The sequence below is a fragment of the Delftia sp. WSY_10 genome, assembly GCF_043104705.1.
Lineage (GTDB): Bacteria > Pseudomonadota > Gammaproteobacteria > Burkholderiales > Burkholderiaceae_C > Comamonas > Comamonas tsuruhatensis.
In genome coordinates this window covers 230,919-254,547 of record NZ_JBICKY010000012.1, presented here as the reverse complement: position 1 = coordinate 254,547, position 23,629 = coordinate 230,919, and the positions used below count along the sequence as shown (strand labels likewise).

The following is a 23,629-nucleotide window of genomic DNA, read 5'->3' as shown; positions in this document are numbered from 1 at the left end:
AAGAACAATGGCCCACGAATTCAAGGACATCGATCCGAATGCGCCCGCCGGCGCCAAGCTCACGAACTGGTTTGAGAACCGTTTTCCCACGGCTTTCGACGCCTATCGCGTGCACATGTCGGAGTACTACGCTCCGAAGAATTTCAACTTCTGGTACATCTTCGGCTCGCTGGCGCTGCTGGTGCTGGTGATCCAGATCGTCACCGGCATCTTCCTGGTGATGCACTACAAGCCGGACGCCGAGAAGGCGTTCGCCTCGGTGGAGTACATCATGCGCGATGTGCCCTGGGGCTGGTTGATCCGCTACATGCACTCCACGGGTGCGTCGGCCTTCTTCGTCGTCGTCTATCTGCACATGTTCCGCGGTCTTCTGTACGGTTCGTACCGCAAGCCGCGCGAACTGGTCTGGATCTTCGGCTGCGCCATCTTCCTGGTGCTGATGGCCGAGGCCTTCATGGGCTACCTGCTGCCCTGGGGCCAGATGTCGTACTGGGGCGCCCAGGTGATCGTGAACCTGTTCTCGGCGATTCCCTTCATCGGCCCTGACCTGGCGCTGCTGATCCGTGGCGACTACGTGGTGGGCGATGCCACGCTCAACCGCTTCTTCAGCTTCCACGTGATCGCCGTGCCCCTGGTGCTGCTGGGCCTGGTCGTGGCCCACTTGCTGGCGCTGCACGATGTGGGCTCCAACAACCCGGATGGCATCGAGATCAAGGGCCCCAACGCGCCCAAGGACGCCAAGGGCCATCCGCTGGACGGCATTCCCTTCCATCCCTACTACACGGTGCACGACATCTTCGGCGTGACGGTGTTCCTGTTCCTGTTCTCGGCCGTGGTGTTCTTCGCGCCCGAGTTCGGCGGCTACTTCCTGGAGTACAACAACTTCATCCCGGCCGATCCGCTGAAGACGCCTTCGCACATTGCGCCGGTCTGGTACTTCACGCCGTTCTACTCGATGCTGCGTGCCATCACCAGCGAGATGATGTATGTGCTCATCGCCTGCGTGGTGCTGGGCGCGGGCTTTGGCGTGCTCAAGTCGCGCCTGCCGGCCGCCGTCAAGGGCGTGGTCGCCATCGTGGCCCTGGGTGTCATCGCCATGATGCTGTCCATCGATGCCAAGTTCTGGGGTGTGGTGGTGATGGGCGGTGCCGTGATCATCCTGTTCGCGCTGCCCTGGCTCGATTGCAGCCCGGTCAAGTCCATCCGCTACCGCCCGAGCTGGCACAAGTATCTCTACGGCATCTTCGTGATCAACTTCGTGATCCTGGCCTATCTCGGCGTGCAGCCGCCTTCGCCCATCGGCGAGCGCGTGTCCCAGGTCGGAACGCTGTTCTACTTCGGCTTCTTCCTGCTGATGCCCTGGTGGAGCCGTCTGGGCAAGACCAAACCCGTTCCCGATCGTGTGACGTTCAAGCCGCACTGAAGCTGGAGAGAACAACAATGAAGAAACTGATTCTCACGTTGATCGCGGCCCTGGGCATCGTGACCGGTGCACAGGCTGCTGAAGGCGGCATCGCCTGGGACAAGGCCCCGGGCAAGACGAATGACACGGCATCGCTGCAAAACGGCGCCAAGCTGTTCGTCAACTACTGCCTGAGCTGCCACTCGGCCGCATTCATGCGCTTCAACCGGCTGCAGGACATCGGGCTGACCGAGCAGGAAATCAAGGACAACCTGCTTTTCACCACCGACAAGGTCGGCGAGACCATGAAGGCGGCCATCAACCCCAAGGAAGCCAAGGAGTGGTTCGGCGCCAATCCTCCGGACCTGACGGTGATCGCACGTTCGCGTGCCGGCCACAACGGCACGGGCGCCGACTACCTCTACACCTTCCTGCGCACCTTCTACCGCGACGACACCAAGGCCACGGGCTGGAACAATCTGGCCTTCCCCAGCGTGGGCATGCCCCATGCGCTGTGGCAACTGCAGGGCGAGCGCCGCGCCATCTTCGAAGAAGCCGAGGAGCACGGTGTGAAGACCCAGGTTTTCAAGGGGTGGGAGCAGGTCTCTCCTGGCAGCATGAGCGCAGTGCAGTACGATCAGGCAGTTGGCGATCTGGTGAACTACCTGCAATGGATGGGTGAGCCGGCACAGAACAGCCGCACCCGCATTGGCGTGGGTGTGCTGCTTTTCCTGGCGGTCTTCATCTTCATCGCATGGCGCCTCAACGCCGCGTTCTGGAAAGACGTCAAATAAAACCGTGACTGCAGAAGGCCGTGCAAGCAATTGCTGCGGCTGAACTGTGTGCAGAGTGGGCGCCGCGAGCGACCCACTCTTTTTGATTTTTAGGAGCCTCCACCATGATGGTGCTTTATTCGGGAACGACCTGCCCCTTTTCACACCGTTGCCGCTTCGTCCTGTTCGAAAAAGGCATGGACTTCGAGATCCGCGATGTGGACCTGTTCAGCAAGCCTGAAGACATCAGCGTGATGAATCCGTACGGCCAGGTGCCCATCCTGGTCGAGCGCGACCTGATCCTGTACGAATCGAACATCATCAACGAGTACATCGACGAGCGCTTCCCGCACCCCCAGCTGATGCCCGGCGACCCGGTGGACCGCGCCCGCGTGCGCCTGTTCCTGCTGAATTTCGAAAAGGAACTGTTCGTCCACGTGAGCACGCTCGAGGAGCGCAACGTCAAGGGCAACGAAAAGGCCATCGAGAAGGCCCGCGCCCACATCCGCGACCGCCTGACGCAGCTGGCTCCCGTGTTCCTCAAGAACAAGTACATGCTGGGCGAGAACTTCTCCATGCTGGACGTGGCCATCGCCCCGCTGCTGTGGCGCCTGGACTACTACGGCATCGAGGTGTCCAAGAACGCCGCCCCGCTGCTCAAGTACGCCGAGCGCATCTTCTCGCGCCCTGCCTACATCGAAGCGCTGACGCCTTCCGAGAAGGTGATGCGCAAGTAATTCGCATCGGTTGACGACTGATTGCGCGGGCAGGGAAGGCGGTCAACCGGTCGCCATCCTGCCCGTTTTCGTGTTCCGACCACTCAGACCACTCATTTCCTGGGATCGTCATGACTGCCCCCGAAGCAACTTCCACCCGCCCCTACCTGATCCGGGCACTGTACGAGTGGTGCACCGACAACGGCTTCACGCCCCACATCGCCGTGCGTGTGGACCGCAATGTGCAGGTGCCGCGCGAGTTCGTGCGCGACGGCGAGATCGTGCTCAACGTCAGCTACGACGCCACCAGCGGCCTGCAGATGGGCAATGATTTCATCAGCTTCACGGCCCGCTTTGGCGGCAAGCCCCGCGAAATCATGGTGCCCGTGGAGCAGGTGATGGCCATCTACGCACGCGAGACCGGGCAAGGCATGGCTTTCCCGGCGCCGGAGCCCGAGGCCGAAGCCGACAACGATGTTTCGCCCGGGCAGGCGTCCGATGAGCCTGTGCCACAGGACGCCGCCGCTGAGGTGTCGGCCGAGCCTGCATCCGACGAGCGCGTGGTGCAGCTGGTGAGCATCCACAGCGAAGGTGATGACGAAGAGCCCCCGCGTACGCCGCCGCCTTCGGGCACGCGGCCTTCGCTGAAGCTGGTCAAGTAGGTTTTTCGCATCGGCGCACATGCCGTTGCTCCCGCAAGCGTGCTTGGCCCCATCGGGAAAGTCCGAGGCAGCATTTTTCTGCGCTAGAATGCGTGCTTCGCCGGTTTAGCTCAGTTGGTAGAGCACCCGCCTTGTAAGCGGTAGGTCGTCAGTTCGAATCCGACAACCGGCACCAGAAGGTCTCCTCAGGAGGCCTTTTTTCATTTCCGTGCCCCGATTTCAGCAGCCGCTCTTCAGTGGCCGGTCAGGCCTGGACCTTGAGGCGGATCTCGGCCACATCCCAGCCCTTGGTGCGCAAGTGGGCGGCCATGGCCGGCAGCAGCTGGCGTATCTTGGCCGCTGCCGCGTTGTTGCGCACCAGCAGGCACCAGGTGCTGCCCTCGATGGGGCCTGCCTGCAGGCTGTCGCGCAGCAGCGGCGGCACCAGGGGCAGGATGGCCGTCAGGCGATTGCTGGAGTCGCGTGTGAGCTGGGCGAGCCGGGCCAGTGTCGGCGAGTTCTCGACAGCGTGCAGGGCGGTGACGGCGTGATTGCGGCGTGTGAAGTTCATGGGCTTGAAGGCTGGTCAGGCAGCGTAGGCATGCGCCAGCCGGGACCCTCGTTATAGCAGCATCTGCAGGGCGGCGCGGGTCCGGGAATTCGGGTTCAGGGCTCTGCTGCCGCATGCGTCGGCCTGCCTGGAAGAGGGTTGGACAGAGACAGTTAGAATCAATTGTTCGGTTCTCGCTTCAGCCCGGCCGCATGTGTTCTCCAGCAGGGTACTTGCAGGCAGGTGGAGCGGCCCCATCTGAAATCCAACAATCTAGGGATTCCAGGCACACCGCAGTCCGCTTCAGCGGGTGGCGGTGTGTCTTTTTCGCATGGCCACCAACTTCCTCACCAAACTATTCGGCAGCCGAAACGATCGGCTTCTCAAGCAATACCGCAAGACGGTCGTTCGCATCAATGCGATGGAGCCCGACTACGAGAAGCTCAGCGACGAGGATCTGCGCGCAAAGACGCAGGAATTCAAGGAGCGTGTGGCCAAGGGAGAGTCGCTGGACGACCTGCTGCCCGAAGCCTTCGCCGTGGTGCGCGAAGGGTCCAAGCGTGTCATGAAGATGCGCCACTTCGACGTCCAGTTGCTGGGCGGCATGGCACTGCACTACGGCAAGATCGCGGAAATGCGCACCGGCGAAGGCAAGACGCTGACCGCCACGCTGCCGGTCTACCTGAACGCACTGTCGGGCAATGGCGTTCACGTGGTGACGGTGAACGACTATCTGGCCAACCGCGATGCCACCTGGATGGCCAAGCTGTACAACTTCCTCGGCCTGTCGGTGGGCATCAACCTGCCCAACATGCCGCGCGAGGAAAAGCAGGCCGCCTACAACAGCGACATCACCTACGGCACAAACAACGAATACGGCTTCGACTACCTGCGCGACAACATGGTCTACGAGTCGGGCGACCGCGTGCAGCGCGTGCTCAACTACGCCATCGTTGACGAGGTGGACTCCATCCTGATCGATGAGGCCCGCACGCCGCTGATCATCAGCGGTCAGGCAGAGGACCACACGGCCATGTACGTGGCCATGAACAAGATCGTGCCCAACCTGGTGCGCCAGGAAGGCGAGGCCGATCCCCGCACGGGCGAAGGCGTGACCAAGCCCGGCGACTTCACGGTGGACGAAAAGAGCCACCAGGTATTCCTGACCGACCAGGGCTACGAAGCCGCCGAGCGCCTGCTGGGCCATGCCGGCATGATTGCCGAGGGCGCCTCGCTCTACGACCCGGCCAACATCACCCTGGTCCACCATCTGTATGCGGCGCTGCGCGCCAACAATCTCTACCACCGTGACCAGCACTACGTGGTGCAGAACGGCGAGATCGTCATCGTCGACGAGTTCACGGGCCGCCTGATGGCGGGCCGGCGCTGGAGCGATGGCCTGCACCAGGCTGTCGAGGCCAAGGAAGGTGTGACCATCCAGGCCGAGAACCAGACCATGGCCTCGATCACCTTCCAGAACTACTTCCGTCTCTACGGCAAGCTGGCGGGCATGACGGGTACGGCCGATACCGAAGCCTACGAATTCCAGGAAATCTACGGCCTCGAAACCGTGGTGATTCCGCCCAACCGTCCCAGCAAGCGCGACGACCAGCTCGACCGCGTCTACAAAACCACGCGCGAGAAGTACGAGGCGGCGATCCGCGACATCCGCGAATGCCATGAGCGCGGCCAGCCCGTGCTGGTGGGTACGACCTCGATCGAGAACTCGGAAATCATCGACGAGCTGCTCAACAAGGAAAACCTGCCCCACCAGGTGCTCAACGCCAAGCAGCACGAGCGCGAGGCCGACATCGTGGCCCAGGCTGGCCGTCCCGGCATGATCACCATCGCCACCAACATGGCCGGTCGTGGTACCGACATCGTGCTGGGCGGCAACATCGAAAAGCAGGTGGCTGCTGTCGAGGCTGATGAATCCCTGTCCGAAGCCGAACGCCAGCAGCGCATCGAACAAATGCGCGCCGACTGGAAGATCGAGCATGACAAGGTCTCGGCCCTGGGTGGCCTGCGCATCATCGCCACCGAGCGCCATGAATCTCGCCGTATCGACAACCAGCTGCGTGGCCGTTCGGGCCGCCAGGGCGACCCCGGCTCCTCGCGCTTTTACCTGAGCCTGGACGATGCGCTGATGCGCATCTTCGCGGGCGACCGTGTGCGCGCCATCATGGACCGCCTGAAGATGCCCGATGGCGAAGCCATCGAAGCCGGCATCGTGACCCGCTCCATCGAAGGCGCTCAGCGCAAGGTCGAGGCCCGCAACTTCGACATCCGCAAGCAGCTGCTCGAATACGACGACGTGTCCAACGACCAGCGCAAGGTGATCTACCAGCAGCGCAACGAGATCCTCGACGCCTCGGACCTGCACGAGATGATCACGGTGATGCGCGATGACGTGGTGTCCGACCTGGTGCGCCAGTACGTGCCCGCCGAGTCCATGGAAGAGCAATGGGACCTGGCCGGCCTGGAAAAGGCGCTGGAAAGCGAATGGCGCATCCAGCTGCCGCTGCAATCGCAAGTGCAGTCCGCGCATGCCATCACCGACGAGGAGATCCTCGAGAAGGTGCTGCAGGCTGCCCGTGAAGTGTTCGAGGCCAAGGTCGAGCTGATCGGACGCGAGAACTTCACTCAATTCCAGCGCGCCGTGCTGCTGCAAAGCTTTGATACCAACTGGCGTGACCACCTGTCCGCGCTGGACTATCTGCGCCAGGGCATCCACCTGCGTGGCTATGCCCAGAAGCAGCCCAAGCAGGAATACAAGCGCGAGGCTTTCGAGCTGTTCCGCCAGCTCATCGACCAGGTCAAGACCGAAGTCACGCGCGTGCTGATGACCGTGCAGGTGCAGTCGCGCGAACAGGTGGAGCAGGCCACCGAGGCCATGGAGCAGCGCAGCGCCCACAGCCTGGAGCACATGACCTATGGCGCTCCCTCGGATGGCGACATCGGTGGCTCCGTCGAAGACGAGCCGCTGGAGTTGCCCGAAGGCGCTCGCGTGGGCCGCAATGATCCCTGCCCCTGCGGCAGCGGCAAGAAGTACAAGCAGTGCCACGGCAAGCTGTCGTGATGCGGCCGGCGTCGTAAGACGCCGCAAGACACGGAAAACGGCACGGATGCACTCCGTGCCGTTTTCTTTTTTAAGGTCGATGAAATACGTGCCGCCCCGGTTTGTTCCGATAATGGAGCGCGTTTTTCTTTCACTGTAGGAAGCCCCTCAATGCCTGTGAATCTCTCCGCTCCCGTGCACGCCGACCTGTTGGCGATCAACGGCGTTCGCATCGGCGTCACCGAAGCCGGTGTGCGCAAGGCCAACCGCAAGGACCTGTCCGTGTTCCTGCTCGACGAGGGCGCTTCGGTGGCGGGTGTGTTCACGCAGAACCGTTTCTGCGCAGCGCCCGTGCAGGTCAGCCGCGAGCACCTGGCTCAGACGTCCGGCGCCATCCGTGCCATGGTCATCAACACAGGCAATGCCAATGCCGGCACCGGCGCTGACGGACTGGCGCGCGCGCGCCGCACCTGTGCGGATCTGGCTGCGCTGCTGCAGCTCAAGCCCGAGCAGATCCTGCCGTTCTCCACTGGCGTGATCATGGAAGAGCTGCCCGTGGATCGCATCGCCGCCGGCCTGCCAGCTGCCATCGCAGCAGCCAAGGCCGACAACTGGGGCACGGCCGCCGAAGGCATCATGACCACCGACACCCTGCCCAAGGCCTTCAGCCGCGCCGTGGACATTGGCGGCAAGCGTGTGAGCATCACCGGCATCAGCAAGGGTGCAGGCATGATTCGCCCCAACATGGCGACCATGCTGGGCTTTCTGGCCACCGACGCCGCCATCGCACCCGAACTGCTGCAGCCTCTGGTCAAGGAACTGGCCGACGGATCGTTCAACCGCGTGACCATCGACGGCGACACGTCGACCAACGACTCCTTCGTGCTGGTGGCCACGCACAAGGCCGGCAATGCGCAGATCACTTCGCTGACCAGTGCCGAAGGCCTGGCCCTGAAGGCTGCATTGCTGGATGTGTCGCGCCTGCTGGCCCAGGCCATCGTGCGCGACGGCGAAGGCGCCACCAAGTTCATCACCGTCAAGGTGGAGGGCGGCAAGACCGAGGCTGAGTGCCGCCTCGTGGCCTATTCCATCGCGCATTCACCCCTGGTCAAGACGGCCTTCTTTGCCAGCGATCCGAACCTGGGCCGCATCCTTGCGGCGGTGGGCTATGCTAGCATCGACGATCTGGACCAGACCAAGATCGACCTGTACCTGAACGATGTGCATGTCGCAGTCAATGGCGGCCGCAACCCTGCCTATCAGGAGGAAGACGGCCAGCGCGTGATGAAGCAGCAGGAGATCATCGTGCGCGTGCTACTGGGCCGAGGGCAGGCCGAGCAGACCGTGTGGACCTGCGATCTGAGCCACGACTACGTGAGCATCAACGCCGACTACCGCTCCTGACTCTCCACCCACCGTGCCGCCGGCAGCCGCAGGCCTTGTGCCTGGCTGCTGCCAGCTTTCAATGGCGGCCGGCGCGCAAAAGCTCTGGCGTTGGCATGAGATCCATCTCGATTCCCGGGCATATCCAGCGTCGGTGGCCGTGAGATCCGTATTCGAGAGACATCCATGACATTGCCCACAGAAGCCGTCGCCGCCCCCTTGCTGCAACTTGTGCAGCGCGCCGAGCAGCTGATGCAGCGCATCGAGGCCATCCTGCCCCAGCCGCTGCAATCCCCCGCCGACTGGAGTGCCTCCATCGCCTGGCGCTACCGCAAGCGCGCCAACGGCTGCGGTTTGCTGGAGCCCGTGCGCCATGTCGGCGCCATGCAGCTGTCCGACCTGCAGAACATCGATGTGCAAAAGGACAAGATCGCGCGCAACACTGAGCAGTTCGTGACCGGCCGCACGGCCAACAACGTGCTGCTCACCGGCGCGCGCGGCACGGGCAAATCCTCGCTGATCCGTGCCTGCCTGCATGCTTTTGCTTCGCAGGGCCTGCGCCTGATCGAGGTGGACAAGGCCGATCTGACCGACCTGCCCGACATCGTCGATGTGGTGGCCGGCCGGCCCGAGAAGTTCGTCATCTATTGCGACGATCTGAGCTTTGAGGAAGGCGAGCCTGGCTACAAGGCCATGAAGTCCATTCTGGATGGATCGGTCAGCGCCGCCAGCCCGAACGTGCTGGTCTATGCGACCAGCAATCGCCGCCACCTGCTGCCGGAGTACCAGTCCGAGAATCTGACCTACCAGCGCGGCGAGGATGGGGAGCTGCATCCCGGAGAGGTGATCGAGGAAAAAATCTCGCTGTCCGAGCGTTTCGGCCTGTGGGTGAGCTTCTACCCGTTCAGCCAGGACGAGTACCTGCGCGTGGTGGCACAGTGGCTGGAGGCCCTGGGCCTGGACCAGGCCACGATCGAGGCGGCACGCCCGGAGGCCCTGGTCTGGGCGCTGGAGCGCGGTTCACGCAGCGGTCGCGTGGCCCACCAGTTTGCGCGCGACTATGCGGGCCGTGCCGAGCGCCCGAGTCAGCGCCAGACCGGCATCGCCGATGTCCAGGGGTTGGCTGAAGAGGCTGAACTCTGAGCACCTGCTGCCTGGCCCTGGGCTGGGCAGACTTTTTTGCGAAAGATCAAGTGACTGAAAAAGAAATCTCCCCCAAGGCCCGCGCTGAGGCGGCCGAGTCGCAGGCGCCAGTGCGGCGCAAGCACACCGAAGTCGCCGTTGGCGTGCTGCTTCGCGAGTCCGATGGCGCGTTGCTGATCACCAGCCGTCCGCCGGGCAAGCCGTATGCAGGCTACTGGGAGTTTCCGGGCGGCAAGATCGAAGCCGGTGAGACCGTGGAGCAGGCCTTGCGCCGCGAGATGCAAGAGGAACTGGGCGTAGAGATCGCGGCCGCTGAAGTCTGGAAGGTGACCGAGCATGACTATCCGCATGCCCTGGTGCGCCTGCACTGGTGCAAGGTCACGCGCTGGAGCGGGGAGTTCGAGATGCGTGAAGGCCAGCAGATGGCCTGGCAGCAACTTCCGCTGCAGGTGCATCCGGTGCTGCCAGGTGCCTATCCGGTGCTGCAGTGGCTGAGCGAGGAACGCGGGCTGCCTTTCGATGCCGGGTTCTACGAGGCAGGCCAGCCGAAAGCCTGATCGGGCCTGATCAAGGCTCGGTGCGAGGATCGCCGAAGGGCGCATCCTCGGGCGGCATCGGTGCAGGCACGCGGAATTCCTCATTGGCCCATGCGCCCAGGTCGATCTGGCGGCAGCGTTCGCTGCAGAAGGGGCGGAAACGGTTGGCTGGTGCGAACAGGCTGGGGCCTGCACAGGTCGGGCAGCGCACCGTGGGGCCGGCAGAAGAGAGGCTGGCGGGCTGGGGGGCGGGGGCGCTCGAGGGCATGTCGGCCGTCTTGTCCATCAGCTGCAAAGCGTGACCTCGAACGAGGCATCTTCGCTGCAGGGTTGAGGCTTGGCGCCGTTCTCAGGGCGGAGCAGGCGCACCGAAACCAGCAGGCGGTTGCCGCTGATCTCCGGAACCAGATTCAACGACGGGTCTATGCGCAGGCGCAGCAGCTGAAAGCTGCGGCCGGGCGGCATGGCCTGCTGGAACACGCCTTTTTCGGCAGCCACCCATTGCGGCACGCCGGTTTCGCGCAGCAGCTTGAGCAGCAATTGCAGCGACTGACCCAGCGGGGTCAGGGTGCTGGCCCAGTCCTCCAGATCGCGCAGGCGTATCTGGGGATCATGGAACTGCCAGGCGTGATAGGCAGGAAGGTCGAAGCCGCAGGTGCCGCCGGGGATGCCGATGCGGCTGCGCACGGCCATCAGCCACTCGTTTTCAGTCAGGGTCTGGCCGGCCTTGCCGTTCTGGGCATTGAGCTGGGCAAAGCACTGCTCCACATGGCGTGAGACCTGGTCAAGCATGTGCTCGGCAATGTCAGGATTGCCGCGCAGGCTGTCGAGCAGGCTTTTGTGGCGCTCAAGGTCCTTGAGCACGTCCGTCTTCAGGTCGGTACGTGCCGCCACGTCCATGATCTCGAAGATGGTGACCAGCGCAAAATGGTGATCGATGGAATGAGCGCGCGACAGCAACTCGCTCAGGCGGCGATATAGCTGTTCCAACCGGAGGTAGGTCCTCAGGCGCTCATTGAAAGGATATTCGTACAGGATCACGCTTGCTGGGCTCCTCGGGGTGCACAGGAATCAGCTGTCTACGTCGTGCACATGCTGAATTACACGCACAGGCCAAGCCATGGCGTGCATCATAGCCCGAACCATGCAGAGATTCGATCGGTGCATGCGCGCAAAGCCTCTATCGTCATGGCCTCGTCGTTGTAGAGCACCCAGTCGGCGGCTGCCAGCCGTGCCGCACGTGTGGCCTGGGCCGAGATGATGGCCTGCACCGCCTCGCGTGGCAATCCGTTGCGCGCGATCACGCGAGCGATCTGCGTTTCGGTGCGGCAGTCAACGACCAGCACCGCATCAAGCATGGCAGGCCAGCGGCCGGACTCCACGAGCAAGGGAATGTCATGCACGATGAGTCGGCACCCAGCCACTGTGGCCTGCTCCACTTGCCGGGACGTCTGCTGCGCCACGAGGGGATGGACGATGGCCTCCAGCTGCTGTCGTGCCGAGGGCTGCTGAAAGACCAGTTCGCGCATGCGCGTGCGGTCCAGGGCGCCGCTGGCGTCAATCAGTTCGGGCCCGAAGACGCGCGCTATCTCGGGCAGAGCAGCACCTTCGGGGGCGGTGAGGCTGCGAGAGATCTGGTCGGCATCGATCACGGCCGCTCCGCGCAAGCCCAGTTGCGCTGCGACGGTGCTCTTGCCGCTGCCAATGCCGCCCGTCAGGCCCAGCCGAAACGGGCGTGCAAGCAAGGGCGGGGCGATGCTGGGGGCCATGCCGCAGTGTTGAATCAAAGGCCCAAGGCCGCCAATAGGGATTGCAGCATCTGCTGCGGTCCGAACACCATGGCTGCAAAGCCGGCGCCCGCCAGAAAGGGGCCGAAGGGAACATAGCCGCCCTCACGCAGGCGGCTGTTGATCTTCAACGCGATGCCCACGATGGCGCCAATCACCGACGAGATCAGGATGATGGGCACGAGTGCCTGCCAGCCGAACCAGGCGCCCAGCGCGGCAAACAGCTTGAAGTCGCCGTAGCCCATGCCTTCCTTGCCGGTGGCCAGCTTGAAGGCCCAGTAAACCAGCCACAGCGAGAGATAGCCCGCTGCAGCGCCCCATACCGCGTCGGCCAGAGGCACGGCGGTCCAGTGCAGCGCCGACGACAGCAGTCCGGCCCACAGCAAGGGCAGGGTGATGTCGTCGGGAAGCAGTGTGGTGTCCCAGTCGATCAATGCCAGGCTCAGCAAGGCCGCACTGAAAAGGCACCAGGCAGCGCCTGTGGGCGTGATGCCCCATTGCGCCGTACAGTAGGCAAACAGCGCGGCGCAGGCCAATTCCACCAGCGGATAGCGGATGCTGATCGACGCCTTGCATTCGGAGCACCGGCCTCGCAGCGCCAGATAACTGAGCACGGGAATATTCTCGTACCAGTGGATGGCATGGCCGCAATGCGGGCAGCGCGAGCGGGGGCGGCTCAGGCTCAGGGGCGCCTCGGCAGGCGGCGGCGCTGTGGCGGGCGATGGCGTGGCGGAGGATGAAGATTGCTCTTGCGCCCATTGGGCGCATTCCGCATTCCATTGCTGTTCCATCATGCGGGGCAGCCTATGCACCACCACGTTGAGAAAGCTGCCAACCAACAGGCCCAGCAGGCCGCCCAATGCAGCCTGCATCCAGAGTTCCAAAACCATCAGACCACCTGGCCCAGCTTGAAGATGGGTAGATACATCGAAACCACGATGCCGCCGATGAGGGTGCCCAGGAAAACAATGATGATGGGCTCCATCAGGCTGGACAGGCCAGCCACCATGTCATCGACCTCTTCTTCATAGAAATCGGCCGCCTTGCCCAGCATATGGTCGATGGAGCCGGATTCCTCGCCGATGGCGCACATCTGCAGCACCATGGACGGAAAGACATTGGCATTGGTCATGGCCACGGTGAGACTGGTGCCGGTGGAGACTTCCTGCTGGATCTTTTCCGTGGCATTGGCATACACGGCATTGCCGGATGCGCCGCCGACAGAATCCAGTGCCTCGACCAATGGGACGCCCGCGGCAAACATGGTCGACAGCGTGCGCGTCCAGCGTGCGACGCAGGATTTCTCGATCAGCACGCCAAAGACCGGCACCTTCAGCAGCGTACGGTCCATGAATTGCTGCATGCGCTCGTTGCGCTTCCAGGCCTGCATGAAGAAGTAGAGACCGCCGCCAATCACGCCGAAGATCAACCACCACCATTGGACAAAGACATCGCTGATGCCCATTACCAAAAGCGTCGGCGCCGGCAGGTCTGCGCCGAACGAACTGAACACTTCCTTGAAGGCCGGGATCACGAAAATCATGATGATGGTCACGACGATGAAGGCCACGACGATGACCGAGATCGGGTACATCAGCGCCGATTTGATCTTGGACTTGATGGCCTCGGTCTTCTCCATGTACGTGGCCAGGCGGTCCAGCAGGGCTTCCAGGATACCGGCCGCTTCGCCCGCCTCCACCAGATTGCAGTAGAGGCTATCGAAGTACATGGGGTGCTTGCGATAGGCCGCGTTCAGCGAGGTGCCGGTCTCCACGTCGGCGCGAATATCGGCCAGAAGGCGCGTCACGCTGGGGTTGGTGTTGCCCCGTCCGACAATGTCGAAGGCCTGAAGCAGCGGGACGCCCGCCTTCATCATCGTTGCCATCTGGCGGGTGAACAGCGCAATGTCCTTGGGCTTGATCCTCTTGCCGCCGCGTGTGCGGCGCTTCTTGATCTTGCTGGGCAGCACGCCCTGGCGGCGCAGCATGGCCTGGACCTGGTTGATGCCCCCGGCCCGGGTCTCGCCTCGGATGATCTTGCCGTTGCGATCCTTGCCTTCCCATTCGAAGACAAATTCCTTGATTCCCTTGGACGCGGCTGTGGCCATCGTGCTCCCTCGTTTGTTGTCTGCGCTGTCCGCGCTATTTACTCATTGGTGACTGCCAGCACTTCTTCGAGTGAGGTCAGTCCCTGTCTGGCCTTGTGCAAACCCGAGCCACGCAGCGACCGCACGCCTTCGCGCTTGGCCTGTGCGGCGATCTCCAGCGCACTGCCGTCCTGCAGGATGATGCGCTGGATTTCCTCGCTGATAGGCATCACCTGATAGATGCCTACGCGGCCCTTGTAGCCGTTGTTGCATGCCGGACAGCCGACGGGCCTGTAGGTGACCCAGCTGCCGTCAATGTCCGCATCGTCGTAGCCTGCATCGATCAGGGCCTCCCGCGGAATGTCAGCCGGCTCCTTGCATTGAGGGCACAGGCGCCTGGCCAGGCGCTGGGCGGTGATCAGGATCACGCTCGATGCGATGTTGAAGGGCGCAATGCCCATGTTGCGCATGCGCGTCAACGTGGTCGGTGCGTCATTGGTGTGCAGGGTGGACAGCACCAAGTGGCCGGTTTGCGCTGCCTTGATCGAGATGTCGGCCGTTTCCAGATCGCGGATTTCACCGACCATGATGATGTCGGGATCCTGGCGTAGAAAAGCCTTGAGCGCAGTGGCAAAGGTGAGGCCGGCCTTTTCGTTCACATTGACCTGGTTGACGCCGGGCAGGTTGATTTCCGAAGGATCTTCCGCCGTGGCGATGTTCACGCCGGCCTTGTTCAGCAGGTTCAGGCAGGTGTACAGCGACACTGTCTTGCCCGAGCCGGTGGGGCCTGTGACCAGAATCATTCCGTAGGGGCGGCTGATGGCTTCAAGCAGGCGTGCCTTCTCCTCGGGTTCATAGCCCAGGGCGTCGATGCCCATCCTGGCCGAGCTCGGGTCCAGGATACGGATCACGATCTTCTCGCCGAAAAGCGTGGGCAGCGTGCTGACGCGAAAGTCGATGACGCGGTCCGGGCCGACCTTGAGCTTCATGCGCCCGTCCTGCGGGACACGCTTTTCCGAGATGTCCATGCGCGAGATCACCTTGATGCGCGAGGCCAGCTTCTCCTTGATGGCAATGGGCGGCGATGCAATTTCACGCAGCTCGCCGTCAATGCGAAAGCGCACGCGGTACTGGTGCTCGTAGGGTTCGAAATGCAAGTCCGACGCGCGCATGTTGAAGGCGTCGAGCAGCATTTTGTGCAGGAACTTGACGATGGGCGCATCTTCGACGTCTGCTGCGGCCGAGTTGTCCTTTTCCTCTGCCACCTCATCAGGCTTGAGGTCGCCGAACTCGAAGTCGCCGCTGCCGCCATAGCTGTCCATGGCCTCGCTGGCGCTTTTGTTCTGCTGCGCGATCAGTCGCTCCAGCTTGTCGGCTTCGACGATGATCCAGTCCACGCCCAACTGGGTGGTGAACTTGATCTGCTCGGCGGCTTCCTGCTGCGTCGGGTCGGCGGTGGCCACCGTGAGGCGGTTGCCGCGCTTGCTCAGAGGCAGGACGCGATAGGTGCTGATGATCTTGGCGTCCAGCAGATCCTGCGGCAGGCGCATGGCGTCGACCGCATCAAGATCGAGCAGCGGCGCGCTGAACATGGTGGAAACCGTCTCCGCCACTTCCAGGGCAGAGAGGGTGCCGGCGACGCTCAGTTCTGCAATGAACGAGGTGCGATTGGTGGCGGCCTTGCCGGCAGCCGCTTCCGCTGCCTGTTGCGATACCTTGCCTGCTGAAATCAGAGCCCGCCCGATGCCGGGAAGCGATGCGACAGCGGATGCATTCTTGAGCGAGGAGTCAGCAACAGCCATGTAGCAAGACGTGTGAGAGGAAAGGACATTTATCCTATCATCACTGAGCACTTGGAATGCCAGACACACTGTTACACGCCTGGGTCTTGAACCTGGCGCAAGGGTGTGATGGAGATGGAATGACCAGGTGGTCGGGGTGAGAGGATTCGAACCTCCGGCCTCTACGTCCCGAACGTAGCGCTCTACCAGGCTAAGCTACACCCCGTTGCTTTTGTAGAAAAAGCGAGCAGCCTGAATCAGGTGCGTCGCTCCAAAAGCTGAGACGCCAATTGTAGCAAACTTGCCGTATGCAAATTGCTTGGGAGCACATTTATTGCGTCGATGGCGCGGCGTGCCTCGGCATGTGCGGCCTCGCGTGCCACGTCCAGCGCACCTGTGCTGCGCACGATATCCACTACGGCGGTCAGTTGCTCGGTGGAGCCCTGTTCGATGGCGGCGCGCACGATGGCGGCCTGCTCAGGCGTGCCGCGTTGCATTGCGGCAATCAGGGGGAGGGTGCATTTGCCTTCGCGCAGGTCATCGCCCAGGTTCTTGCCCATTTCCTGGGCATCGCCTGCGTAGTCGAGTACGTCGTCAATGATCTGGAAGGCCGTGCCCAGCGCCTGGCCATAGCTGGCGCAGGCCTGCTCGATTTCGCGGGGCGCGTCGGCCAGCACGGCGCCCAGCTGGGCGCTGGCCTCGAAGAGCTGGGCGGTCTTGGAGCGGATGACGTGCAGGTAGCCGGCTTCGTCCAGCGAGGCATCGTGCGTGTTGATCAGCTGCTGGACCTCGCCCTCGGCGATCACGTTGGTGGCATCCGAGAGGATCTTGAGCACGCGCATGCTGCCGACTTCCACCATCATCTGGAAGGAGCGCGAGTGCAGGAAGTCGCCGACCAGCACGCTGGCCGGATTGCCGAAGGTCTCGTTGGCCGTCGGGCGGCCGCGACGCAGCGTGGATTCATCCACGACGTCGTCGTGCAGCAGGGTGGCTGTATGAATCAGTTCGACCACGGCAGCCAGGACATGCCTGTCCTTGCCTTCGTATCCCAATGCATTGCAGACCATGAGCAGCAGGGCGGGCCGCAGGCGCTTGCCGCCTGCAGCGATGATGTACTGGGAGATCTGGGCAATCAGCGGGACGGTGGTCGTCAGGCGCTGGGCAATCACATGATCCACCTCGCGCATGTCGTCAGTGATCAGGGCAAGCGGATTGGGGGTGGAGAGAGCTGTGGTCAAGGTACTGCGGGCGCCAAGTGGATCGTCAATTATAGGAAGAGCGACCCTGCCTGCGACCCGCTCTGGCGGTTGTTTGGGCGAAGGAGGGGAGCGCTTCATGCAAGGAATGTGAGTGCGTGCTAGAATCTCCGGCTTCCGTGGAAATTCGTTCGCGGAACTCTCAAATTCAAGAGGTTTAAATGTACGCAGTCATAAAAACCGGCGGCAAGCAGTATCGCGTTGCAGCTGGCGAAAAGATCAAGGTAGAACAGATTGCTGCGGACGTAGGCCAAGAAGTTGTGATCGATCAGGTTCTGGCAGTCGGCAACGGCGCTGAAATCAAGGTCGGCACACCTCTGGTGTCCGGTGCGTCTGTCAAGGCAACCGTGGTTGCTCACGGCAAGCACGACAAAGTGCACATCTTCAAGATGCGCCGTCGTAAGCATTATCAGAAGCGCCAAGGCCATCGCCAGCAGTTCACCGAGCTGCAGATCGTGGCGATCGCTGCTTAATCTAGGAGCTGAGTCATGGCACAGAAAAAAGGCGGCGGCTCTACGCGAAACGGGCGCGATTCCAAGCCCAAAATGCTCGGCGTGAAGGCTTTTGGTGGTGAGTTGATCACCGCCGGCTCGATCATCGTGCGCCAACGTGGCACCAAGTTCCACCCCGGCGACAACGTCGGCGTGGGCAAGGACCACACCCTGTACGCTCTGGTGGACGGCCACGTGTCGTTTGCTGTCAAGGGTGCACTGTCCAAGCACACGGTCAACGTGACGGCTGCCTAAGCTCTGTCACTTCGACGCTCGAAGCCCCGACCTGTCGGGGCTTTGTCGTTTCAGGAGGGCGGTGCATCGTGCGCTCGTCCCCTTTTCCGTCTCTGAGGTGTGGCCTGGGGCTGTCTGGTGCACACTGCTTTTTGTAAACTGGATGCCTCATGAAGTTCGTCGACGAAGCTTATATCGACATTGCTGCCGGTGATGGCGGCAATGGCTGCGTGTCATTCCGGCACGAAAAATACAAGGAATTCGGTGGTCCCGATGGAGGAGATGGCGGCCGTGGAGGCCATGTCTACGCGGTGGCCGACGTCAATCTCAACACCCTGGTGGACTACCGCTTCTCGCGTCGCCACGATGCCACGCGCGGCGAGCACGGCAAGGGCTCGGACATGTTCGGTGCCGCAGGCAACGACATCACGCTGCGCATGCCGGTTGGCACCATCATCAGCGATGCCGAAACCGGGGAGGTGCTCTACGAACTGTTGACGCCCGGCGAGGTGGTGACCATTGCCAAGGGCGGCGATGGCGGCTACGGCAACCTGCGCTTCAAGAGCGCCATCAACCGCGCGCCACGGCAAAAGACGCCTGGCTGGCCCGGTGAGCGCAAGAACCTCAAGCTGGAGCTCAAGGTTCTGGCCGACGTGGGTCTGCTGGGCATGCCCAATGCGGGCAAATCCACCTTCATCGCCGCAGTCTCCAATGCGCGTCCCAAGATTGCCGACTATCCGTTCACCACGCTGCATCCCAATCTGGGCGTGGTTCGTGTTGCCGCCGAGCAAAGCTTTGTGGTGGCCGATATCCCCGGGCTGATCGAAGGCGCGTCGGAAGGTGCCGGCCTGGGCCACCAGTTCCTGCGTCACCTGCAGCGCACCCGATTGCTGCTGCATGTGGTGGACCTGGCGCCGTTCGATGACAGCGTGGATCCCGTGGCCCAGGCCAAGGCCATCGTGGGCGAGTTGCAGAAGTACGATGCCGAGCTGTACAACAAGCCGCGCTGGCTGGTGCTCAACAAGCTGGACATGGTGCCGGCCGAGGAGCGCGCCGCACGCGTCAAGGACTTCGTCAAGCGCTTCAAGTGGAAGGGTCCGGTGTTCGAGATTTCCGCCCTGACGCGCGAAGGCTGCGAAGTGCTGATCCGCACCATCTACAAGCATGTGCATGAACAGCAGCAGATCGAGGCCGGTCCCAAGGAAATCGATCCACGCTTCGTCGAAGTCGAGGGTGATGGCGTGGATCTCACCGACCCGCGTTTTGCTCCCCGCGATTCCGAGTAAGAGCGGCCTGTCCCACCCATTGCCTTGATCACAACAGCGGCGGGGTCTGCCTCGGCCTGCGCTGCAAGAATCACTATCCATCCATGTCTTCCAACTTGTTGCGTGATGCCCATCGCATCGTGGTCAAGGTCGGCTCCAGCCTGGTGACCAATGAAGGTCGCGGTCTTGATGAGGCCGCGATCCAGGAATGGAGCCGCCAGCTGGCGGCCCTGGTGCGCGGGGATGAAAGCCATGGAGGCCGGCGGCGCGAGGTGATCATGGTCTCCAGCGGCGCGGTGGCCGAAGGCATGAAGCGTCTGGGCTGGATTGCACGGCCCAAGGAGATTCATGAACTGCAGGCCGCTGCGGCCGTGGGGCAGATGGGCCTGATACAGATGTACGAGTCCAAGTTGCGCGAACAGGGCATGGGCAGTGCGCAGGTGCTGCTCACGCATGCCGACCTCGCGGACCGCGAGCGCTATCTCAACGCGCGCAACACCTTGCTGACGCTGCTGGAGCTGGGCATCGTGCCGGTGATCAACGAGAACGACACCGTGGTCAACGACGAGATCAAGTTCGGTGACAACGATACCTTGGGCGCTTTGGTTGCCAATCTGATCGAGGCCGATGCCCTGGTCATCCTGACCGATCAGCGAGGCCTTTACAGCGCCGACCCGCGCAGCAATCCCGATGCGCGTTTCATCGATGTGGCCAATGCCGGCGACCCGGCGCTGGAGGAGATGGCCGGAGGCGCGGGCTCGTCCATTGGCAAGGGCGGGATGATCACCAAGATCCTCGCGGCCAAGCGCGCGGCGGGCTCGGGTGCTTCAACCGTCATCGCCTGGGGGCGTGAGCAGGACGTGCTGGTGCGTCTGGCGGCAGGCGAGTCCATCGGCACGCTGCTCCTGGCGCAGACGCACAAGAACCAGGCGCGCAAGCAGTGGATTGCAGACCATCTGCAACTGCGCGGCTCCGTGTCCGTGGATGCCGGCGCCGTGGCCAAGCTGCGCGACGAAGGCAAGAGCCTGCTGCCCATCGGCATGGTGAATGTGGATGGCGAGTTCGCCCGTGGCGATGTGATCGCGGTGCGCGATGCCCTGGGTATCGAGGTGGCGCGTGGGCTGGCCAACTATGCAAGTGCCGAGGCGCGGCTGCTGTGTCGCAAAAGCTCGGTGGAGATCGAGCGCCTGCTGGGCTATTCCGCAGGCCCGGAGATGGTGCACCGCGACAACATGGTGATTGCGGGGCACTGAGGCGCCAGACCCTCAAGGCCAAGAAAAAGCGCACCCTCGGGTGCGCTTTTGCGTATGGCTCTGGCCCGGTTTCAGGCCTTGCCTGGATCGGGTTGCAGGGCTTGCTGCCCCGACTGTGGATCAGGATCGAAACAGGCGCCAGGCGGCAACTCCATGCCGGGGTTGACGCGAAAGCTGCCTGAGCGTGCTGGATGCAAACCCGGCGCAGTGTATGTCTCAGGACCCTGTTCATGGGCTTCCCTGGGGCGCATGCCGCTGCGCAGATAACGGTTGCGTTGCTGTTCGCCGCGCGGCAGGAACCGGGCCAGTTCGGTCAGGGCCATCTCATAGACGCCGCGCTTGAACTCCACCACCACGTCCAATGGCACCCAGTAGTCATTCCAGCGCCAGGCGTCGAATTCGGGGTGGTCGGTGGCACGCAGGTTCAAATCCCAGTCGTGACCCATGAGCTGCAGCAAATACCAGATCTGCTTCTGGCCTTTGTAGTGTCCGCGCGCATCGCGGCGGATGTACCGGTCTGGCACCTCGTAGCGCAACCAGTCCCGGGTGCGGGCGACCACGCGAACGTGGTTGGGCATCAACCCCACTTCCTCATGCAGTTCCCGGAACATGGCCTGTTCGGGTGTCTCCCCCCGGTCAATGCCGCCCTGTGGAAACTGCCAGCTGTGGGTGCGGATGCGTTTGCCCCAGAACACCTGGTTCTTTTGGTTGAGCAGGATGATGCCGACGTTCGGGCGAAATCCGTCCCGGTCAAGCATAATCGAACCCCAATTTTCTGAATTGTGTCCATTATGCACGGTGCCTTGCCAGCGGCAAGCACGCTGCCCCGATTCCCGCGAAGCCCCTGATCCATGAAAGCCTCCCAATTTTTCATCTCCACCCTCAAGGAAGCTCCGGCCGACGCCGAAGTGGTCAGCCACAAGCTCATGACGCGGGCCGGCCTGATCAAGAAGCTGGGTGCAGGCATCTACAACTACATGCCCATGGGGCTGCGCGTGATCCGCAAGGTCGAGGCCATCGTGCGCGAGGAAATGAACCGTGCCGGTGCCGTGGAGGTGACCATGCCCGTGGTCCAGCCTGCAGAGATGTGGGAGGAGACCGGCCGCTTCGAGAAGATGGGCCCCGAGCTGCTGCGCATCAAGGACCGCCATGGCCGCGACTTCGTGATCCAGCCCACCAGCGAAGAGGTGGTGACGGACATTGCGCGCCAGGAGCTCAAGAGCTACAAGCAGCTGCCCAAGAATTTCTACCAGATCCAGACCAAGTTCCGCGACGAGCGCCGCCCGCGCTTTGGCCTGATGCGTGGCCGCGAGTTCATCATGAAGGACGCCTATTCCTTCGACAAGGACCGTGATGCGGCCCAGGTCAGCTACCAGACCATGCGCGCGGCCTACAAGCGCATCTTCGACCGCTTCGGCCTGCAGTACCGTGCCGTGCGTGCAGACAGCGGTGCCATCGGCGGCGATCTGAGCGAGGAATTCCAGGTCATCGCTTCCACGGGCGAGGACGCCATCGTCTACTGCCCAAGCAGCGACTATGCCGCCAATATCGAAAAGGCCGAGGCCCTGGCGCCTGCGGGCCCCCGTCCCGCTGCGGCCCAGGCGATGACCAAGGTGGCGACGCCCGGCAACAGCACCTGCGAATCTGTCGCAGCCCAGCTGGGCCTGCCGCTGTCGCAGACGGTGAAGTCCCTGGTGCTGGCCACCGACAAGCTCGACGACAAGGGCGAGGTCGCAGGCAGCCAGATCTGGCTGCTGCTGCTGCGCGGTGATCATGAAATGAACGAGATCAAGGTGGCCAAGGTGCCGGGCCTGGACGTGGGCTTCCGCTTTGCCACTGTGGCCGAGATCGAGGAGCACTTCGGCTGCCAGCCCGGCTATCTGGGGCCCATCGGCCTGAAGAAGCCCGTGAAGCTGGTCGTGGACCGCGAGGTGGCCGTGATGGCCGACTGGGTCTGCGGCGCGAACGAGGCCGACTTCCACATCACCGGCGTGAACTTCGGCCGCGACCTGCCCGAGCCTGATGTGGTGGCGGATCTGCGCAACGTGGTGGCTGGCGACAAGTCGCCCGATGGTGCGGGCGAGCTGGCCATCGAGCGTGGCATCGAAGTGGGCCATGTGTTCTATCTGGGTACCAAGTACTCCCAGGCCATGAACGCCACCTTCCTGGCCGAGAACGGCAAGCCCTCGCTGTTTGAAATGGGCTGCTACGGCATTGGCGTGACGCGCCTGCCCGCTGCAGCCATCGAGCAGAACCATGACGAGCGCGGCATCATCTGGCCCGACGCGATTGCGCCCTTCACCGTGGTGGTCTGTCCCATCGGCATGGACCGCAGCGAACCCGTGAAGGAAGCTGCCGAGAAGCTGCATGCCGAGCTGCTGGCACTGGGTGTGGACGTGATCCTGGACGATCGTGGCGAACGTCCGGGCGCCATGTTTGCCGACTGGGAGCTGATTGGCGTGCCGCACCGCGTGGTGCTGTCCGACCGGGGCCTCAAGGAAGGACAGCTCGAGTACCAGCATCGCCGCGACACGGAAGCGACCAAGCTGGCCGCCGCCGATGTGCTGGGCCATCTCAAGCAAAGGCTGGGCCTGTGAGCCAGGCGCCCGTGGTGACGCGACGCGATTGCCTGCGCCTGGCGGCTTCGCTGGGCTCGGCACCGCTGCTCGGCGGGCTGGCCGCGCCCGCCTGGGCCGGTGGCCAGCTGGAGGAGCCGCTGGCCGATTCGGTGCGCACTGCGCTGAGTTCCGCCGTCACTGGATCGGCGCCGCCCGAGCTGCGCTTTGCCTCCACCGAGGCCCGGCTGGACTACCTTCGCTGGCTCACGGCCAGCAGCGAGCGCCTGCGTTCGCGCAAGCCGGAGCTGGCGACGAGGCTGGAGTTCCTGCAAACCGTCTGGTACGAGTCCAAGCGTGCCGGCCTGGAAGTCTCTCTGGTGATGGGGCTGGTGCAGGTGGAGAGCGCGTTCCGCAAGTTCGCCATCTCCAGCGTGGGTGCACGCGGCTACATGCAGATCATGCCGTTCTGGATGCGGCTGATCGGCGATGGAGACATCGGCAAGCTGTTTCACATGCAGACCAATCTGCGCTTTGGCTGCGTGATCCTGCGCCACTATCTGGACCGCGAAAAAGGCGATGCCTACATGGCGCTGGGCCGCTACAACGGCAGCCGGGGACAGCCCCAGTACCCGAATGCGGTGTTCGCTGCGCAGCGGCGCTGGGAGATAGAGCCCTCGCGCTCGGCTTGAGGGCCGCGAAGCGCCGCCGAGCGGCTG

The 23,629-nt window shown here is 63.0% G+C and carries 23 protein-coding genes and 2 tRNA genes; 15 read left to right on the top strand and 10 right to left on the bottom strand.

Features of this window, described 5'->3' with window-relative positions:
• Window positions 1–7 precede the first annotated feature (7 nt).
• From ACF8ML_RS03290 to ACF8ML_RS03270, 5 genes are all read left to right on the top strand, one after another.
• Window positions 8–1,423: a cytochrome bc complex cytochrome b subunit gene (locus ACF8ML_RS03290; protein ID WP_016451018.1), complete on the top strand. Its 1,416-nt coding sequence runs from the start codon at window positions 8–10 to the stop codon at window positions 1,421–1,423.
• 17 nt (window positions 1,424–1,440) lie between these two features.
• Window positions 1,441–2,196 (top strand): cytochrome c1, encoded by a 756-nt coding sequence (locus ACF8ML_RS03285; RefSeq protein ID WP_016445599.1) that lies wholly within the window; start codon window positions 1,441–1,443, stop codon window positions 2,194–2,196.
• A 104-nt stretch (window positions 2,197–2,300) separates the two neighbouring features.
• On the top strand, window positions 2,301–2,912 hold the full coding sequence (locus ACF8ML_RS03280; RefSeq protein WP_012207298.1) for a glutathione S-transferase N-terminal domain-containing protein: 612 nt from the start codon (window positions 2,301–2,303) through the stop codon (window positions 2,910–2,912).
• Window positions 2,913–3,022: 110 nt separating this feature from the next.
• Window positions 3,023–3,553: a ClpXP protease specificity-enhancing factor gene (locus ACF8ML_RS03275; protein ID WP_392406264.1), complete on the top strand. Its 531-nt coding sequence runs from the start codon at window positions 3,023–3,025 to the stop codon at window positions 3,551–3,553.
• Between the two features lie 99 nt (window positions 3,554–3,652).
• A tRNA-Thr gene (locus ACF8ML_RS03270) sits at window positions 3,653–3,728 on the top strand.
• Between the two features lie 69 nt (window positions 3,729–3,797).
• On the opposite strand, the gene ACF8ML_RS03265 is transcribed toward ACF8ML_RS03270, so the two are convergent.
• Window positions 3,798–4,103, bottom strand: coding sequence for a hypothetical protein (locus ACF8ML_RS03265; protein ID WP_017405521.1), 306 nt, complete (start codon window positions 4,101–4,103; stop codon window positions 3,798–3,800).
• Window positions 4,104–4,413: 310 nt separating this feature from the next.
• On the opposite strand from ACF8ML_RS03265, the gene secA reads away from it, so the two are divergent.
• From secA to ACF8ML_RS03245, 4 genes are all read left to right on the top strand, one after another.
• Entirely contained in the window at window positions 4,414–7,161 is a 2,748-nt protein-coding gene (gene secA, locus ACF8ML_RS03260; protein WP_016451020.1) for a preprotein translocase subunit SecA, read from the top strand.
• Between the two features lie 150 nt (window positions 7,162–7,311).
• Entirely contained in the window at window positions 7,312–8,544 is a 1,233-nt protein-coding gene (gene argJ / locus ACF8ML_RS03255; RefSeq protein WP_017405522.1) for a bifunctional glutamate N-acetyltransferase/amino-acid acetyltransferase ArgJ, read from the top strand.
• 165 nt (window positions 8,545–8,709) lie between these two features.
• Window positions 8,710–9,666: an ATP-binding protein gene (locus tag ACF8ML_RS03250; RefSeq protein WP_046238482.1), complete on the top strand. Its 957-nt coding sequence runs from the start codon at window positions 8,710–8,712 to the stop codon at window positions 9,664–9,666.
• 50 nt (window positions 9,667–9,716) lie between these two features.
• Entirely contained in the window at window positions 9,717–10,223 is a 507-nt protein-coding gene (locus tag ACF8ML_RS03245; protein ID WP_016445605.1) for a (deoxy)nucleoside triphosphate pyrophosphohydrolase, read from the top strand.
• 10 nt (window positions 10,224–10,233) lie between these two features.
• On the opposite strand, the gene ACF8ML_RS03240 is transcribed toward ACF8ML_RS03245, so the two are convergent.
• From ACF8ML_RS03240 to ACF8ML_RS03205, 8 genes are all read right to left on the bottom strand, one after another.
• On the bottom strand, window positions 10,234–10,488 hold the full coding sequence (locus ACF8ML_RS03240; protein WP_016451023.1) for a DNA gyrase inhibitor YacG: 255 nt from the start codon (window positions 10,486–10,488) through the stop codon (window positions 10,234–10,236).
• Complete coding sequence (zapD, locus tag ACF8ML_RS03235) at window positions 10,488–11,243, bottom strand: cell division protein ZapD (protein ID WP_016445607.1); 756 nt, start codon at window positions 11,241–11,243, stop codon at window positions 10,488–10,490. Before zapD ends, ACF8ML_RS03240 begins: the two co-directional genes overlap by 1 nt.
• An 89-nt stretch (window positions 11,244–11,332) precedes the next feature.
• Window positions 11,333–11,971, bottom strand: coding sequence for a dephospho-CoA kinase (coaE, locus tag ACF8ML_RS03230; RefSeq protein ID WP_016445608.1), 639 nt, complete (start codon window positions 11,969–11,971; stop codon window positions 11,333–11,335).
• Window positions 11,972–11,985: 14 nt separating this feature from the next.
• Entirely contained in the window at window positions 11,986–12,879 is an 894-nt protein-coding gene (locus ACF8ML_RS03225; RefSeq protein ID WP_392406262.1) for a prepilin peptidase, read from the bottom strand.
• Window positions 12,879–14,096 (bottom strand): type II secretion system F family protein, encoded by a 1,218-nt coding sequence (locus tag ACF8ML_RS03220; RefSeq protein WP_047326532.1) that lies wholly within the window; start codon window positions 14,094–14,096, stop codon window positions 12,879–12,881. The genes ACF8ML_RS03225 and ACF8ML_RS03220 overlap by 1 nt, the downstream gene beginning before the upstream one ends.
• Before the next feature lie 38 nt (window positions 14,097–14,134).
• The gene (pilB, locus tag ACF8ML_RS03215) at window positions 14,135–15,877 is read right to left on the bottom strand and encodes a type IV-A pilus assembly ATPase PilB (RefSeq protein ID WP_034364744.1); all 1,743 of its coding nucleotides are present in this window, start codon (window positions 15,875–15,877) and stop codon (window positions 14,135–14,137) included.
• A 128-nt stretch (window positions 15,878–16,005) separates the two neighbouring features.
• Window positions 16,006–16,082: transfer RNA gene (locus ACF8ML_RS03210), tRNA-Pro, on the bottom strand.
• A 31-nt stretch (window positions 16,083–16,113) separates the two neighbouring features.
• Window positions 16,114–17,043 carry a polyprenyl synthetase family protein gene (locus ACF8ML_RS03205; protein WP_043789750.1) on the bottom strand — a complete coding sequence of 310 codons (930 nt, stop codon included), beginning with the start codon at window positions 17,041–17,043 and terminating at the stop codon, window positions 16,114–16,116.
• 230 nt (window positions 17,044–17,273) lie between these two features.
• Between ACF8ML_RS03205 and rplU the strand changes: the two genes are divergently transcribed.
• The 4 genes from rplU to proB all read left to right on the top strand — a co-directional run bounded on the left by rplU (window position 17,274) and on the right by proB (window position 20,355).
• Window positions 17,274–17,585 (top strand): 50S ribosomal protein L21, encoded by a 312-nt coding sequence (gene rplU, locus ACF8ML_RS03200; RefSeq protein WP_012207284.1) that lies wholly within the window; start codon window positions 17,274–17,276, stop codon window positions 17,583–17,585.
• A 15-nt stretch (window positions 17,586–17,600) separates the two neighbouring features.
• Window positions 17,601–17,858 carry a 50S ribosomal protein L27 gene (gene rpmA / locus ACF8ML_RS03195; protein WP_012207283.1) on the top strand — a complete coding sequence of 86 codons (258 nt, stop codon included), beginning with the start codon at window positions 17,601–17,603 and terminating at the stop codon, window positions 17,856–17,858.
• Between the two features lie 149 nt (window positions 17,859–18,007).
• On the top strand, window positions 18,008–19,123 hold the full coding sequence (gene cgtA, locus ACF8ML_RS03190; protein WP_016451026.1) for an Obg family GTPase CgtA: 1,116 nt from the start codon (window positions 18,008–18,010) through the stop codon (window positions 19,121–19,123).
• Between the two features lie 83 nt (window positions 19,124–19,206).
• Window positions 19,207–20,355: a glutamate 5-kinase gene (gene proB / locus ACF8ML_RS03185; RefSeq protein ID WP_016445651.1), complete on the top strand. Its 1,149-nt coding sequence runs from the start codon at window positions 19,207–19,209 to the stop codon at window positions 20,353–20,355.
• 71 nt (window positions 20,356–20,426) lie between these two features.
• Here proB and ACF8ML_RS03180 read toward each other — a convergent pair whose 3' ends face one another.
• Window positions 20,427–21,113, bottom strand: coding sequence for an RNA pyrophosphohydrolase (locus tag ACF8ML_RS03180; RefSeq protein ID WP_016445652.1), 687 nt, complete (start codon window positions 21,111–21,113; stop codon window positions 20,427–20,429).
• A 93-nt stretch (window positions 21,114–21,206) separates the two neighbouring features.
• On the opposite strand from ACF8ML_RS03180, the gene ACF8ML_RS03175 reads away from it, so the two are divergent.
• The gene (locus ACF8ML_RS03175; protein ID WP_034364041.1) at window positions 21,207–22,952 is read left to right on the top strand and encodes a proline--tRNA ligase; all 1,746 of its coding nucleotides are present in this window, start codon (window positions 21,207–21,209) and stop codon (window positions 22,950–22,952) included.
• On the top strand, window positions 22,949–23,602 hold the full coding sequence (locus ACF8ML_RS03170) for a lytic transglycosylase domain-containing protein (RefSeq protein WP_016445654.1): 654 nt from the start codon (window positions 22,949–22,951) through the stop codon (window positions 23,600–23,602). The genes ACF8ML_RS03175 and ACF8ML_RS03170 overlap by 4 nt, the downstream gene beginning before the upstream one ends.
• Window positions 23,603–23,629 lie beyond the last annotated feature (27 nt).